At 45.6% G+C, this 14064-nt stretch carries 12 protein-coding genes and 5 tRNA genes; 16 read left to right on the top strand and 1 reads right to left on the bottom strand.

What is annotated here, in order from left to right:
- Positions 1–21: 21 nt before the first annotated feature.
- Positions 22–747, bottom strand: a complete 726-nt coding sequence (locus VEHSUH05_RS03155) for a Crp/Fnr family transcriptional regulator (protein ID WP_105090696.1) — start codon at positions 745–747, stop codon at positions 22–24.
- Positions 748–1021: 274 nt separating this feature from the next.
- Between VEHSUH05_RS03155 and hcp the strand changes: the two genes are divergently transcribed.
- The 16 genes from hcp to tuf all read left to right on the top strand — a co-directional run bounded on the left by hcp (position 1022) and on the right by tuf (position 13896).
- Positions 1022–2587 carry a hydroxylamine reductase gene (gene hcp, locus VEHSUH05_RS03150; protein WP_038114343.1) on the top strand — a complete coding sequence of 522 codons (1566 nt, stop codon included), beginning with the start codon at positions 1022–1024 and terminating at the stop codon, positions 2585–2587.
- A 536-nt stretch (positions 2588–3123) separates the two neighbouring features.
- On the top strand, positions 3124–3786 hold the full coding sequence (sdaAB, locus tag VEHSUH05_RS03145) for an L-serine ammonia-lyase, iron-sulfur-dependent subunit beta (protein ID WP_105090695.1): 663 nt from the start codon (positions 3124–3126) through the stop codon (positions 3784–3786).
- A gap of 11 nt (positions 3787–3797) precedes the next feature.
- Positions 3798–4670, top strand: coding sequence for an L-serine ammonia-lyase, iron-sulfur-dependent, subunit alpha (sdaAA, locus tag VEHSUH05_RS03140; RefSeq protein WP_105090694.1), 873 nt, complete (start codon positions 3798–3800; stop codon positions 4668–4670).
- A gap of 73 nt (positions 4671–4743) precedes the next feature.
- Positions 4744–6159, top strand: a complete 1416-nt coding sequence (locus tag VEHSUH05_RS03135) for a CCA tRNA nucleotidyltransferase (RefSeq protein ID WP_038114332.1) — start codon at positions 4744–4746, stop codon at positions 6157–6159.
- Positions 6159–8126 carry a penicillin-binding transpeptidase domain-containing protein gene (locus VEHSUH05_RS03130; protein WP_105090693.1) on the top strand — a complete coding sequence of 656 codons (1968 nt, stop codon included), beginning with the start codon at positions 6159–6161 and terminating at the stop codon, positions 8124–8126. The genes VEHSUH05_RS03135 and VEHSUH05_RS03130 overlap by 1 nt, the downstream gene beginning before the upstream one ends.
- A gap of 45 nt (positions 8127–8171) precedes the next feature.
- Entirely contained in the window at positions 8172–8999 is an 828-nt protein-coding gene (locus VEHSUH05_RS03125; protein ID WP_054674363.1) for a bifunctional 5,10-methylenetetrahydrofolate dehydrogenase/5,10-methenyltetrahydrofolate cyclohydrolase, read from the top strand.
- The gene (hypA, locus tag VEHSUH05_RS03120) at positions 8992–9333 is read left to right on the top strand and encodes a hydrogenase maturation nickel metallochaperone HypA (protein WP_038114322.1); all 342 of its coding nucleotides are present in this window, start codon (positions 8992–8994) and stop codon (positions 9331–9333) included. Before VEHSUH05_RS03125 ends, hypA begins: the two co-directional genes overlap by 8 nt.
- Positions 9334–9347: 14 nt before the next feature.
- Complete coding sequence (gene hypB / locus VEHSUH05_RS03115) at positions 9348–10001, top strand: hydrogenase nickel incorporation protein HypB (RefSeq protein ID WP_038114320.1); 654 nt, start codon at positions 9348–9350, stop codon at positions 9999–10001.
- Positions 9998–11284, top strand: coding sequence for a hypothetical protein (locus tag VEHSUH05_RS03110; RefSeq protein WP_105090692.1), 1287 nt, complete (start codon positions 9998–10000; stop codon positions 11282–11284). The genes hypB and VEHSUH05_RS03110 overlap by 4 nt, the downstream gene beginning before the upstream one ends.
- Positions 11285–11312: 28 nt before the next feature.
- A complete protein-coding gene (brxF, locus tag VEHSUH05_RS03105; protein WP_105090691.1) occupies positions 11313–11777 on the top strand; it encodes a BREX-3 system P-loop-containing protein BrxF in 465 nt (154 codons plus the stop codon).
- Between the two features lie 271 nt (positions 11778–12048).
- Positions 12049–12124, top strand: a tRNA-Thr gene (locus VEHSUH05_RS03100).
- Positions 12125–12133: 9 nt separating this feature from the next.
- Positions 12134–12218, top strand: a tRNA-Tyr gene (locus VEHSUH05_RS03095).
- A 5-nt stretch (positions 12219–12223) separates the two neighbouring features.
- A tRNA-Met gene (locus VEHSUH05_RS03090) sits at positions 12224–12299 on the top strand.
- 30 nt (positions 12300–12329) lie between these two features.
- Positions 12330–12405, top strand: a tRNA-Thr gene (locus tag VEHSUH05_RS03085).
- Between the two features lie 5 nt (positions 12406–12410).
- Positions 12411–12487: transfer RNA gene (locus tag VEHSUH05_RS03080), tRNA-Met, on the top strand.
- 221 nt (positions 12488–12708) lie between these two features.
- The gene (gene tuf / locus VEHSUH05_RS03075; RefSeq protein WP_095066419.1) at positions 12709–13896 is read left to right on the top strand and encodes an elongation factor Tu; all 1188 of its coding nucleotides are present in this window, start codon (positions 12709–12711) and stop codon (positions 13894–13896) included.
- Positions 13897–14064: the final 168 nt, after the last annotated feature.

Raw genomic sequence — 14064 nt, 5'->3', positions numbered from 1 at the left:
TGACGGGTGAGGCTTTATCGATTATAATCCGTTAAATCCGAACTCTTCGATTTCATCGATGTCTTTTAAGGTTACATTGCGGCCTGTAATATCTATGATGCCTTCATTACGCAGGCGACCCAGTTCACGGCTGAGAGCAGTACGGGATACGTTGAGAACCTCCGCCATCTGTTCGCGATTATGAGGCAGGTGGATTGTCGTAGACTGCTGACGGTTATACAGATCTGTGAAATACGCGAATATTTTTTCTCGCATTCCCTTTAATGTGAGATAGTGAACCTTTCTTGTGAGAAGGATTGCTTTTTCAGATAAGTCCTGTAACAGGTTTGACAGGATTTTCGTCTGACACTGGTGACAGTCCGGCAAGGTTTCGATGAATGTTTCTAACGGAATAAACATGATTTTTGTTGCTTTCACAGCCTTGATCGTAGCAGGCCAGAGCGGATGTTTGCTGAATAGCAGAGCCTCGCCGAAGATGGCGGATTCGTCGAGGTTCGCCATGATGACACGTTGGCCCATCACGTTTTCCCGTGTTAAGAGCGTACTGCCTTCGAGAATAACGCCGATACCCTCCATCGGATCGCCGGAGAGGGCGACAAATTCATTTTTCTTGTAGCTGTGTACGATAACCTTTGCGTTGTTCAAGTAGCTGCGCAATTCCGTTTCCCCTAAGTTGTTGAAGAGTGGACATTGTGTGAGGATAGGCATGTATTGGTTGATAATATCGTTTGAAAGTATTTGTTTCATAAGCGCCTCCTGTGTGATAAATCGTATATGTAATCCTAAATAGGTTTTGTATAATCATAATATGGGGACTGATGTCCGACCTGTTCCGTAAGGGGAGTCAGGTAAATTTTTTCAAAAAAGTTTTTATTTGTTGCTCAAGCTACAGAAATTGTATCACCTTTAGGATATACTTTGCAATGTAATCAATCGGATATCCGATAATTATCGGTATATCGTACAGGTTTTATAGATTTTAAGCTTGACCGCGAGAAAGTCTCGCAAAGGAGGATTTTCAATGAGTATGTTCTGTTATCAATGTGAACAATCAGCAGCACCGGGTGGCTGTACAGTACAAGGTGTATGTGGTAAAACTGCACCGGTTGCAAACAAACAAGACGAATTAACTGCAGCTTTGGTGGGCTTGGCTCGTGCGTTAGACGTAAAAGGTCACACTAAAGAAGGTATCGATTATATTATGCGCGGTTTGTTCATGTGCGTAACAAACGTGAACTTCTCTGAAGACCGCGTTCAAGAATTCATTGACGAAGTGAATGCTTATCATGCGAAAGTGGACAGCGTTCAACAAAATTTCGATTGGGAACAATTGTGGAAGGGTGAAGAAGACATCGTATCCCTTCGCTCCACATTATTGTTAGGTATGCGCGGTATGGCTGCATACGCATGGCATGCTGCTCGCCTTGGCTTCCACGATGCTGATGTTGACGCTTGGTTCGTTAAAGGCATGGTGGAATTCGCTAAAGATCACAGCGCTGAAGAATGGCTTGATCTTTTGATGGAATTCGGTCATATCAACTTGAAATGTATGGCTGTTCTTGATAAAGCTAATACTGAAACATATGGTACACCTGTACCGACTACAGTTCCTTTGACTGTAGAACCGGGTCCTTTCATCGTTGTAACCGGTCATGACCTTCATGATTTGAAACAATTATTGGAACAAACTGACGGTAAAGGTGTGAATATCTATACTCACGGTGAAATGTTGCCTTGCCACGCTTATCCTGAATTGAAGAAACATCCTCAATTGAAAGGTAATTTCGGTACAGCATGGCAAAATCAACAAAAAGAATTTGTTGACGTTCCTGGCGCATTCTTGTTCACTACAAACTGCATTATGCCACCAAAAGAAAACTACAAAGCTAATATCTTCACTACAGATATGGTAGGTTTCGACGGCTGTGCACACGTGGAAGAAAAAGAAGACGGCACTAAAGACTTCTCCGCAGTTATCAACCGCGCTATCGAATTGGGCGGCTACAAAGAAGCTCAACACTTCACAGGAATCAACGGCGGTCATGAAGTAACCACTGGTTTCGGTCATGGTACAGTATTGGGGATTGCTGATAAAGTAATCGATGCTGTAAAAGCCGGTGCTATTAAACACTTCTTCTTGGTAGGTGGTTGTGACGGTGCTAAAGTTGGCCGTAACTACTACACTGAATTCGTAAAACAGACTCCAGATGATACTGTAGTATTGACATTGGCTTGTGGTAAATTCCGTTTCAACGACCTTAACATCGGTGAAATCGGAGGTATCCCTCGTATCCTTGATATGGGTCAATGTAACGATGCTTACTCCGCTATTCAAGTAGCAGTAGCCTTGGCCGGTGCATTTGAATGTGACGTAAACGACTTGCCATTAACTTTGGTATTGTCCTGGTACGAACAAAAAGCGGTATGTATCTTGTTGACATTGTTGGCATTGGGTATCCGTAACATTTACATCGGACCTTCTTTGCCTAAATTCTTCTCCAGCAATGTATTGAACATTTTGGTAGAAAAATTCCAATTGCATCCAATTACAACTCCGGAAGCTGATATGAAAGCTATCTTGGGCTAATCGGATCTATTAACTAGGTAACTGCAGTCCTATTTCCCCTCTCTTTTATGATTTAGGACTGTTGTTATATATATGGCGCACCCTAGGCCTCTCTCCCGGGGTGTGTTTTTTTATTCCTGTGAAAGTTATCTGTTAGTGGTATGTATATTGATGGGGCCCAGATTTCACTACTACATTTTAATTAAAAAGGAAGGACTATACTTCTTTGCTCCTCGTGACCTGATGTCGCTGCATAAGTATAGTCCTTCCTTTTTATAACTGTAGATGTGAAGGTGTCCCATCAATATATGATCCTTCCAAGATAACTTTCACAAGAATAAAGAGAGTCTATTGAAGACATACAAATATGCCGTCGATGTACATATAGACAGTCCTGTAATTTCATTGTTATACTATAGATGAATAAGGATAATTGCTGTTAATTCCTGTGTTTTCGTGGAATTATAGATGACGTTTTCATTCATGGTTATATGAAAATGGTACGACATGGTAATTATCGTTGTACATTGTTTTGTATATCTACTATAGAGGCGATTATGAATAGTATTTTTGATATTATAGGGCCCGTGATGATCGGGCCGTCCAGTTCGCATACGGCAGGGGCTGCGCGGCTGGGGAAGATGGCGCGCTGCATATTCAGGTCTACGCCGAAGCGGGTGGCCCTCACATTATACGGTTCCTTCGCTAAGACGTACAAGGGGCATGGTACGGATAAGGCGCTCTTAGGCGGCTTATTGGGCTTTAAGGAGGATGATACGAATATTCGCATTGCCGATACAATGGCGCAGCAGGAGGGCATGGAGTATAAGTTTATTGAGTCTCCGCTTGATGTGGGGCATCCGAATGTGGTGCGATTTGATATGTATGATGAGCATAATCGTCATATGGCTGTTGTGGGACGCTCGCTCGGTGGCGGTCAAATCATGATTACCGAAGTGGATGGCAATGATATGTCCATTACGGGGGATGAATTTACGCTCGTCGTATTTCATGAGGATCGTCCCGGTGCTATTTCTCTTGTCAGCCAGGCGCTTAGCGAATCGGATATCAATATTGCGACGATGCGCGTATTCCGCAAGGGCAGGCATAAGGATGCGGTTATGGTTATTACTACGGACACCGTGGTCAATCCCATTACGGTTCAGTTTATGCGCGAGTGCCCCGGTATTCAGGATGTTATGACCTTTGAGGCGTTATAGGAGGGCGAATTATGAGTTATGCATATGATACAGTTGCAGATATTATTCGCCTGGCGGAGGGGAATAAGATTTCCTTTGGTGAAGTGGTACTGCGTAATGAATTGGAAAATTACGACCGCACAGAGTCGGATGTGTTCAATGAAATTGAACGTCGCCTGGATATTTTTGAAGAATCTATTCAAGCCGGATTATCTTATACCGAAAAAACGACATCCGGAATGTCCGGTGGTCAGGCGGCTCATCTGAATGGACAAAGGCCCCGCTTTATGAGCGAGATTGCGTATAAGGCGATGACCTATGCCATTGCCGTTAACGAGGCGAATGCGAAAATGTTTCGCATTGTCGCGTGTCCTACGGCCGGATCCTGCGGCGTTATGCCCGGTGCGGTGAAAGCCATAGTTGAGCACTATAAATTGGATAAGGTTACGGTGATAAAGGGCTTTTTAGCGGCGTCAGGCATCGGAAATGTGGTGGCAAACCGCGCCTGTGTGGCCGGTGCCGTTGGCGGATGTCAGGCGGAAATCGGTACTGCTGCGTGTATGGCGGCCGGTGCCATCGTGGAAATGATGGGCGGTACACCGCGTCAAGTGGGGGATGCGGTTGCTTTGTGCATGAAAAATTTATTGGGCCTTGCCTGTGACCCTGTAGCGGGACTTGTAGAGGTGCCGTGCGTAAAACGTAACGGTTTCTATGCGGTCCATGCTATTACCGCTGCGGAAATGGCTTTAGCAGGTATTGAAAGCCAGATTCCGCCGGATGAAGTTATCGAAACAATGAATAATATCGGTCGTGCTATGCCTGTAGCATTGCGAGAAACGAGCGATGGCGGTCTTGCGATAACACCGACGGGACTGGCAATTACAAAACGGGTGCAATCCTTATAAGGGTTGCATCTTTTTTCATGCCTCCATTTGTAGTAAAATAAAGGTTAGACTAGCGTGGAAAGGAGGGCGTCAGATGGAACAGGCGAAACGCATATTGTCCATATTGGAAGATGCCGGCTATGAAGCTTATATCATAGGCGGTGCTGTTCGCGATGTATTGTTACATCGTGAACCTCATGATATAGACATTGTTACATCTGCACGCCCCGATGCGGTTATCGATACATTGCGCAGTCATGATGTGCAGACGACAGACCTCGTAGGAAAGTCTTTTGGGGTCGTCGTGGCCACTGTCGGTGAGGCGCATTATGAAATTGCGACATTCAGAAAAGAGCGATACGGTACAGACAGTCATCGACCCGAGGAAATCACCTATGCGAATACCCTTGAAGAAGATGTGGCACGGCGTGATTTTACGGTGAACGGTATGGCCATGAACCGGCATGGTGAAATCATTGACCTTGTCGGAGGCCGTCGAGACATTAAACATAAAACATTGCGTACCATCGGCAATCCTGTGGAGCGGTTCGAAGAAGATGCGTTACGACTTTTTCGGGCCTGCCGTTTCGTGGCAAAGCTCGATTTTCTGCCGACCAAGGAGTTACTGGATGCAATGCCGAAGGCGTTTCATCGTGTGTCGGGGTTATCACTGGACCGGGTCCGAGGTGAACTGGACCGACTCATGCTGGAGCCGGCTGTGGCGAAGGGCTTGGATGTGCTCGTTCAATCACGTCTTGCCGAATGCTCGTGTCGCGTTGTGGAAAATGGTGTGGCGAGAGAAGTACCGATTTTGCCTGAATTGTATCACTTGGTGAATCTTCCTCAAGAAAAGGACTTTCACGAGTTCGACGGTTGGTATCATACATTGGCCGTTGTTGCCCATACGGAGCCGGATTTAACGGTCCGTTGGGGGGCCTTGCTGCATGATGTGGCAAAGGGAATGCCTATGATTCGCGCCGTTCATAATGGGCGGCTCACAGATCGCGGTCATGATACATTAGGTGCCGAGATGACGGAGACCATATTAACCCGGTTGGGTTATTCTAAAAATTTTGTGCGTCGTGTTGCGTGGATTGTAAAGAATCACATGCGCTTTCACTATTTTGCTCAGAACGGTGATGCGGATGAACGAAAGTGGATCCGCAAGGAAGCGCGAAGCGGTGAATTTAGGGATAGTCAAATTATGCGTGAGGCCTGGGAACAGCTGGCCAAGGTGTGCGCCGCTGATGTATTGGGCTGCGGAAAGCCTAATGCGGCGACGGACGGCACATTGGCGTTTGGTGAATGCATGGCGGATTTGAGCTTATCCATGCCTGTACATACTAAGGACCTGAATTATGATGAACGGGTGATTGAATTGGCGGGAAAGCGGGCCGGAGAAGGCTTGCAGTATCTGTTGCAACAGGTGCAGAACGGTGTTATTCCGAATGAGCCTGATGCTCTATATAACGCCTTGGATCGTAAACTGCGCCGTCCATTGGAGAAATGATGAATATAGTAGAAAAAATATTGAAACGAATGAGTGGCTGGAACAGAACGACATGTTGTCTGGCGATTCTCATGGGGGTGGCCTTCGCACTCGTAGGCCGACTGGCACAACTACAAATTTTTGATACCTTTGATTTGCAGGCAAAGAATTTGTCGCAGGTACAGGTGGATAGAAAACTGCAATCGCCGCGTGGCACCATTTATGATCGCAATGGCAAACCGCTGGCCATGAGCGTGGTGACAAAATCCTTATATGCGGATCCGAAAATGATCAAGCAATCGCCGCAGGAAATCGCGGAACTGATTGCGCCGCATGTGATGATGTCCGAATCGGATATTGTAAAAGCATTGCAGGAGGATTCCGCATTCGTCTGGCTTGACCGGATGATGGAACCGGAGCACTCCAAGGCGGTGGCGAAGATCATTAAGGATAACAATATTGTGGGGCTCAACTTTGTAGAAGAGTCCAAACGATATTATCCGAACGGTATCCTGGCGGCTCAGATTCTCGGCTTTGTCGGTACTGATGATAAAGGTCTGGACGGCCTTGAAATGGTGCTGGACGATGAACTGAAGGGCGGAGTTCAGCAGGAAATCGTTGCAACGGATAACAAGGGAAACGCTATTTTCGGCTCCGTATTATCCAAGTTTTTACCTGATAAGGGTAAAAGTATAACATTGACGATTGATGCTACGATTCAGTTTATGGCGGAACGAGCTTTGGATAAGGCCATGGCCGATACGGGGGCGAAGCACACCAGCGTCATCGTTATGGATCCGAAGACCGGTGAAATTCTAGCCATGGCAAACCGTCCGACCTATGATCCTAATCATTACAATCAGGGAACGGAAGAAGACTTTAAAAATATCGCCGTTACGAACTTGTATGAACCGGGTTCCACGTTTAAGCCGATTATCGCGTCTGCCGCATTGGCTTCCGGTAAATGGGAGCTCGATAAGGTGTACAACGATAAAGGTGCCTTTTTAGCCAATGGACATATCATTCGCAACTGGAATGGTGAAGGCTATGGTCAGGTACGCCTTTTGGATATCCTGAAATATTCCATCAATACGGGGATGGCGGAAGTCGGTACGACAACCGGTGCCGAAATCCTCTCAAAATATGTTCGCGATTATGGGTTCGGTTCCACTACAGGCATTGAATTGCCCGGAGAAGGGGAAGGTATTTTATATGATCCTCAGGATATGAGTAAACTCGACGTGGCGACGATGTCTATCGGTCAAGGTGTAGCGGTAACGCCGCTTCAAATGGTGCGTGCCTTCGGGGCCATTTCCAACGGGGGCACCATGATGAAACCTCACATCATCAAGTCCTACAGCAATGCTCAGGGCGAGGTGACGAGTACGACGGAGCCCACTACCGTAGGTCAACCGATTCCGACTGAAACGGCGAAAACCATCGTGGATATCCTGGAAAAAGAAGTCTCCGAAGGGGGCGGTACGAAAGCGATGGTTGAAGGGTATCATTTCGGCGGTAAGACGGGGACTGCCGAAAAACTGGATACGAAAAACGGCGGTTATCTGGATGGACAATATATTGCGTCCTTTATCGGCTTCGGTCCTGTAGAAGATCCTAAATTCGTAGTCCTCGTAGCCATTGATGATCCGAAAAAAGGTTCTATTTACGGCGGGCAAATTGCGGCGCCGGTATTTAAGAACATCATGGCGCAGCTCGTGCGATATTATCAGATCAGTCCTTATGTCAAGGATGGTGCTGAAGTAGCATCCGCACCGAGCATTTCGTTGCCGCCGGTGAATCCGTCTGGTGATGGTTCTATGGTATTGCCTAATTTCGGGGGCTTTACATATGGCGAAGTGCGCGACTGGCTCCATAAGGCCGGACTTGCATTTAAGCCGGACGGTACGGGTATCGCGGTTTCTCAGGATGAAAGTCCCGGTTCTACCGTCAAAGCGGGCGATGCTATTACAGTTCATTTTAGTCGCTAATAGTTTAGCGGTAATTTTGTTAGAGCCTTTGAAATGGAGATAGTTATGATTGAATTACGCGGTAAGTCGGTGGCCGATGCCCATAAGACGGCATTGCAGAATAAAATCGCAGCGGTTGGTGATGCGGTGATTACCATGGCGGTATTACTTGTCGGAAATGATCACGGTGCTCACATGTATGCCACATTCATGGAAAAAACGGCGAAGAATTTCGGATACGGATTTGTGCTGAGAGAATTACCCGAAACAGCCTCTCATGATGAAGTGGTGACGGCATTACGGGAACTGAATGATGATGACACCGTTCACGGCATTTTGCCGTTGATGCCGATGCCGAAACATATTGATACGGAAGCGCTCATCGATGCGCTTGACCCTAAAAAGGATATCGACGGCCTCACTACGTATAATATCGGACTCGTAACGGCCGGCAAGGGCGGTTTTGCACCGTGTACCGCAAAGGCGTGTATGGCGATTCTGGATCACTATGATATTTCTGTAGAAGGAAAACATGTGGTCGTTGTAGGACGCAGCCAGGTTATCGGTAAGCCCGTAGCGTTCATGACCCTCGCGGCACACGGCACCGTCACGATTTGCCATTCCAGGACTCCGGATCTGGCAAATTATGTAAAACAAGGTGATATCGTTATTGCTGCGGCCGGTCGACCTCATATGATTACTGCGGATATGATTAAGCCTGGAGCCGTAGTTATCGATGTAGGTATCAATGAATTGAACGGGAAAACGGTGGGCGATGTGGATTATGATGCGGTGAAGGATATTGCTTCGGCCATCACTCCGGTGCCGGGCGGTGTCGGATCCGTTACGACAACGATAATGCTCGAGGCTGTATACGAGGCATATCATGCATGAAATGTCCATAGCTGAAGGCATCCTCGATATTGCCCTTGATACATTGCGACAGCATGAGGCGAAAGTCGTTCATTCTGTGCAACTTGATCTAGGCCTTATGAGCGGTGTCGAGCCGGATGCATTGCTGTTCTGTTGGGATGCGGTAACGAAAAATACCCCTGCAGAAGGGTCTCGTATTGAAATTAATACCATTCCTATTGAAGGAAGGTGTTTGGATTGTGACCGTCACTTTCACGTGGCGGATTATAAATTTATCTGTCCCTATTGTGACAGTCATTTTGTACAAACCGTAGGAGGTCGTGAATTACAGGTGACCTCTATGGATATAGATTGAGAGAAAGGAAGGCCATGCAAGTTCAAGTTAAAACGGATGTACTGGCGAAAAATGATGCCATTGCAGAGTCCTTACAACAGCTGTTTAAGGAAAAGAACATATTTGTATTTAATCTGCTGGGCTCTCCGGGGTCGGGCAAGACCTCTCTTTTAGAGGCGACGTTACAGGACCTTGCTAAAGATTATCGTCTTGCCGTTATTGAAGGCGATCTGTTCACCGCTAAAGATGCGGAACGAATCCACGCACTGGGTGTACCGGTTATTCAAATTAATACGGTAGGCGGTTGTCATCTGGATGCGAAAATGATTCAAGATGCATTGGGGGACTTGAATCTGGATGACCTCGATATGATTATCATAGAAAATGTAGGTAATCTTGTGTGCCCGGCGGAATTTGATATCGGTGAAAGTATGAAGGTCACTGTTCTATCCGTTACGGAAGGAGAGGATAAACCTCTCAAATATCCGTTGATTTTTAAAGAGTCGAAAGCGATTTTACTGAATAAGATTGATTTGTTGCCGTATATACCGTTTAAAAAGGATAAGGCTTTACAGGATATACGGAACTTGAATCCCGCAGGGGAAATTTTTGAAGTGAGTTGCACTGCTCGCGATGGGCTAGAACCATGGCTCTCGTGGTTGCGTGCACAGTTGGAGAATAATCGATGAACCATTCTATGAAGCGTCGCATTGCGGCAACACTTTTGATAGGACTATCTGCAACCGGCATCGGATATGCGGAGGAACCTGCTGCTACAAAGACTATGCCCGTGGCAACTACGAAAAGTCCGGAACAGTCCAAAACGGGCTGGCTTGCGGAACAGATGGCCGTTACAGATTTCGGTGATTCTATTCAGTATTGGCAGGCGGCCAGTGAAAATGAGGGGCCTTTGCCGAGTGTGACAAAGAATAACCTGGCTGACATCGGTAAGTCCTATACGGCTAATAATTTACCGGCTCTCGGCGATACGGCGGATGATTATGCGATTGAAGGATACCGTTTGGGTGATCACTTTACAGCTCCTAAAGATGTAGAACGCACTTCCGTGCGGGATAATTTCACCACCTATTTCATGAAGGATTTTGATGTTACCGTTTATACGGGTCCTGCAAAGGAACGATTGGTAGACAATCAGTTGCGGGGACAAGGGGCTAATTACTTCTTTGAACCGAATACCATTACTAATATTCATAGTACGAAAAAGGGCATCGCTACTGTACGCGATATCGGTCCGGGCAGCACGCGTATGGAACTCGTTTTTGCTTATGGCAGTCCCAATGCGATGTGGCGTGACCAAAAGAATGAGACCTATATTTTCCTATATGAAGGTCATGAGGAAAATTCATGGGACCAAAAAAAGGAGTTTACCACCTCTGTAGAGAATACAAATAATAATAGCCAAAAAAAATCCATGTTAGATGATCGTAAAAACTATATCGCTTTTACCATCAAAAACAATACGGTGGAGGCTGTCGATTTTATTTCCGGACAGGTATGGCCTCGTTTCGGATTACCTAAAGCGCCTGTATATAATTTCGAGGCGGGAAAATTGACGGCTGATGACTTTGTACTGCGCGGCTTTCAGTTGAACGATCATTTCGTCAATGATCCGAATAATGAATGGAAGACGCAAGGTATGTTGTTCGGTTCCACCTTTATCGGCTATAACGAATACGGTGTCAGCGTTGATAAAAATTCCTTGATCAATCGGGTGTTACTCAATATTTATACGCCTACTCGTCGCGGTATCGCGATGGGGGATACAAAATATCTATTGCTCTTTGTTTACGGGATGCCGACACGTATCGTTGAATCTACAACGAATACAGGCACTGCTACCGTATACGAATATAAAAATCCGGCGGCAAGCAATTCTTACCTACAGTTTGCCCTAGATGATAAAAACCAATATATCAAATCCGTTATGTTATCTGACCGTCCTGTTAAATAGAGACGGTCACAGCGAGGAGGCAAGGGATATGGTTACTGTTCAAGATGTAAAGGAACGATGGGAACAAATTCAAGGTGACGATGAACGCATACTGTTTATCGTCGGGGGCCCCGGATCCGGTAAAAGTTTGCTAATTCGTGAGTTATCTGAACAAAAGGGTTGGAAATATCTGGAAGCGAAACAATTGATCGAAGAGGAATTTCTGTTGGTTCCTCGTGATGAACGTCCGAAGCTTGCCGAGGAGGCCGTTCGTCGCGCCCTCAGCCGCAGCGATACTGAGGTCGTATTATTGGACGGAATTAATGTGTTCTTCGCACCGATTTTAAACTTACAACCTTTTGAACTATTGAAAACTATCAGTAAAACATATCCTATTGTTGTCGGTTGGAGAGGTCATCTTGAAGGCGACAAATTGTATTTGGAACATAATAATGATCCGAAACATGCTTCCGTAACGGTTACACATCCGAGTCATGTCTTGGAAATCGATTAATCGGACCAGAATTGATCATAAATTATGTAATCGGAATCAATTTTAATCTGTATTATATTTAATTATGATAGAGAAGCACTTTTGTTGAATTTTAGCGATTCTTTCAACAGAAGTGCTTTTTCAATAATTTTTGATAAAATGCTTGCATAGGTCATGGTTTCATGATATTATGATTAAGCACAAAGAGGCACCTTGGTAAACAGGATTAATTTATCAAAAAAATCTTGACACTGAGTGCGACGGATGATAGAATACATCTTGTCGTGAAAATGCTGGCGTAGCTCAATAGGTAGAGCAGCTGACTTGTAATCAGCAGGTTGTGGGTTCAATTCCTATCGCCAGCTCCATTTTATTTCGGAGGGATTCCCGAGCGGCCAAAGGGAGCAGACTGTAAATCTGCCGTCTTCGACTTCGAAGGTTCGAATCCTTCTCCCTCCACCAGTTATAGCGGGGTGGAGCAGTTGGTAGCTCGTCGGGCTCATAACCCGAAGGTCGCAGGTTCAAGTCCTGTCCCCGCAACCATGTTTTTACAGTGACGTGAACGTTCATTGTGCTGGTGTAGCTCAGTCGGCAGAGCGTATCCTTGGTAAGGATAAGGTCACCGGTTCAATCCCGGTCACTAGCTCCACATATGGCGGCATAGCTCAGTTGGCTAGAGCAATCGGTTCATACCCGGTGTGTCCGCGGTTCAAATCCGTGTGCCGCCACCATATACCCTCACCTGGTGAGGATTTTTTTATATCCCAATTTAATACATCTATGCTTTTGCCTGTGATGAGTGAATCAGGTGAAAGCATTTTTTGTTTATCAAGCTTTATAGATTATGATATAATACTTTGTAAGGATGTTAATTCCGTTGATTAAATTAGTTTAATATATTATATTAATATTAGAATGTAATTTGTTTTTGTGAAGGAGGATACAATCCTAAATGGCAAAAGAAAAATTTGAACGTACGAAACCGCATGTTAATATCGGTACAATCGGTCACGTTGACCATGGTAAAACTACTTTGACTGCTGCAATCACTAAAGTATTGGCTGAAAAAGGCCAAGCTGACTTCCAGGATTACAGCATGATCGATAAAGCTCCTGAAGAACGTGAACGCGGTATCACAATCAACACTGCACACGTTGAGTATGAAACTGAAAATCGTCACTATGCACACGTTGACTGCCCGGGCCATGCTGACTATGTTAAAAACATGATCACCGGCGCAGCGCAAATGGACGGTGCTATCTTGGTTGTATCCGCAGCTGACGGCCCTATGCCTCAAACTCGCGAACACATCTTGTTGGCTCGTCAGGTTGGCGTTCCTGCAATCGTAGTATTCTTGAACAAAGCCGATATGGTTGATGACGAAGAATTGATCGAATTGGTTGAAATGGAAGTTCGTGAACTTCTTTCTTCCTACGAATTCCCTGGCGACGAAGTGCCTATTATCGTAGGTTCCGCATTGAAAGCTTTGGAAGGCGATGCTCAATACGTAGCAAAAATCGACGAATTGATGGCGGCTGTAGACTCCTACATCCCAACTCCTGTTCGTGATACTGATAAACCTTTCTTGATGCCTGTGGAAGACGTTTTCACAATCACCGGTCGTGGTACAGTAGCAACTGGCCGTGTTGAACGTGGTGAAGTGAACGTTGGTGACACTGTAGAAGTAGTAGGCTTGAAAGAAAAAGCTGAACAATATGTTGTTACAGGTCTTGAAATGTTCCGTAAAACATTGGATTCCGCAGTAGCAGGTGACAATGTGGGCGCATTGCTTCGCGGCGTTGACCGTAAAGACATCGAACGTGGTCAAGTATTGGCTAAACCGGGTTCCATCAACCCACACACTAAATTCAAAGCAGAAGTATACGTTTTGACTAAAGAAGAAGGTGGCCGTCATACGCCATTCTTCTCCAACTACCGTCCACAATTCTACTTCCGTACAACTGACGTAACAGGTGTTGTAAACCTTCCTGAAGGTGTAGAAATGTGTATGCCTGGCGATAACGTAACAATGGAAATCGAATTGATCACTCCAATCGCTATCGAAGAAGGTCTTCGTTTCGCGATCCGCGAAGGTGGCCACACAGTAGGTGCCGGTGTAGTAACACAAATCGAAGGTTAATATACCTTTTATGCTCATCGCGGTGATGCGCTGAGTACGATAACTGAATCATAGATTCTATAAAGGGACCCGTCGGGTCCCTTTTATATTTGTCTTATGTATTGATTGAAAAAACAGGATTGAATGGCCGAATATATAATCTTGATAGATATAGATATAGATATAGAT

The organism is Veillonella denticariosi JCM 15641 (genome assembly GCF_002959855.1).
Classification (GTDB): domain Bacteria; phylum Bacillota; class Negativicutes; order Veillonellales; family Veillonellaceae; genus Veillonella; species Veillonella denticariosi.
Note: the sequence above shows the minus strand (reverse complement) of the source record. Positions and strands in the feature narration are given on the sequence as shown.

What these genes read in the sequence shown, in the direction of transcription:
- VEHSUH05_RS03110 (WP_105090692.1), top strand. Translation starts at nt 9,998, where the DNA reads ATGAACCATTCTATGAAGCGTCGCATTGCGGCAACACTTTTGATAGGA.
- brxF (WP_105090691.1), top strand. Translation starts at nt 11,313, where the DNA reads ATGGTTACTGTTCAAGATGTAAAGGAACGATGGGAACAAATTCAAGGT.
- VEHSUH05_RS03125 (WP_054674363.1), top strand. Translation starts at nt 8,172, where the DNA reads ATGATTGAATTACGCGGTAAGTCGGTGGCCGATGCCCATAAGACGGCA.
- VEHSUH05_RS03135 (WP_038114332.1), top strand. Translation starts at nt 4,744, where the DNA reads ATGGAACAGGCGAAACGCATATTGTCCATATTGGAAGATGCCGGCTAT.
- VEHSUH05_RS03155 (WP_105090696.1), bottom strand. Translation starts at nt 747, where the DNA reads ATGAAACAAATACTTTCAAACGATATTATCAACCAATACATGCCTATC.
- tuf (WP_095066419.1), top strand. Translation starts at nt 12,709, where the DNA reads ATGGCAAAAGAAAAATTTGAACGTACGAAACCGCATGTTAATATCGGT.
- VEHSUH05_RS03130 (WP_105090693.1), top strand. Translation starts at nt 6,159, where the DNA reads ATGAATATAGTAGAAAAAATATTGAAACGAATGAGTGGCTGGAACAGA.
- sdaAA (WP_105090694.1), top strand. Translation starts at nt 3,798, where the DNA reads ATGAGTTATGCATATGATACAGTTGCAGATATTATTCGCCTGGCGGAG.
- sdaAB (WP_105090695.1), top strand. Translation starts at nt 3,124, where the DNA reads ATGAATAGTATTTTTGATATTATAGGGCCCGTGATGATCGGGCCGTCC.
- hcp (WP_038114343.1), top strand. Translation starts at nt 1,022, where the DNA reads ATGAGTATGTTCTGTTATCAATGTGAACAATCAGCAGCACCGGGTGGC.
- hypB (WP_038114320.1), top strand. Translation starts at nt 9,348, where the DNA reads ATGCAAGTTCAAGTTAAAACGGATGTACTGGCGAAAAATGATGCCATT.
- hypA (WP_038114322.1), top strand. Translation starts at nt 8,992, where the DNA reads ATGCATGAAATGTCCATAGCTGAAGGCATCCTCGATATTGCCCTTGAT.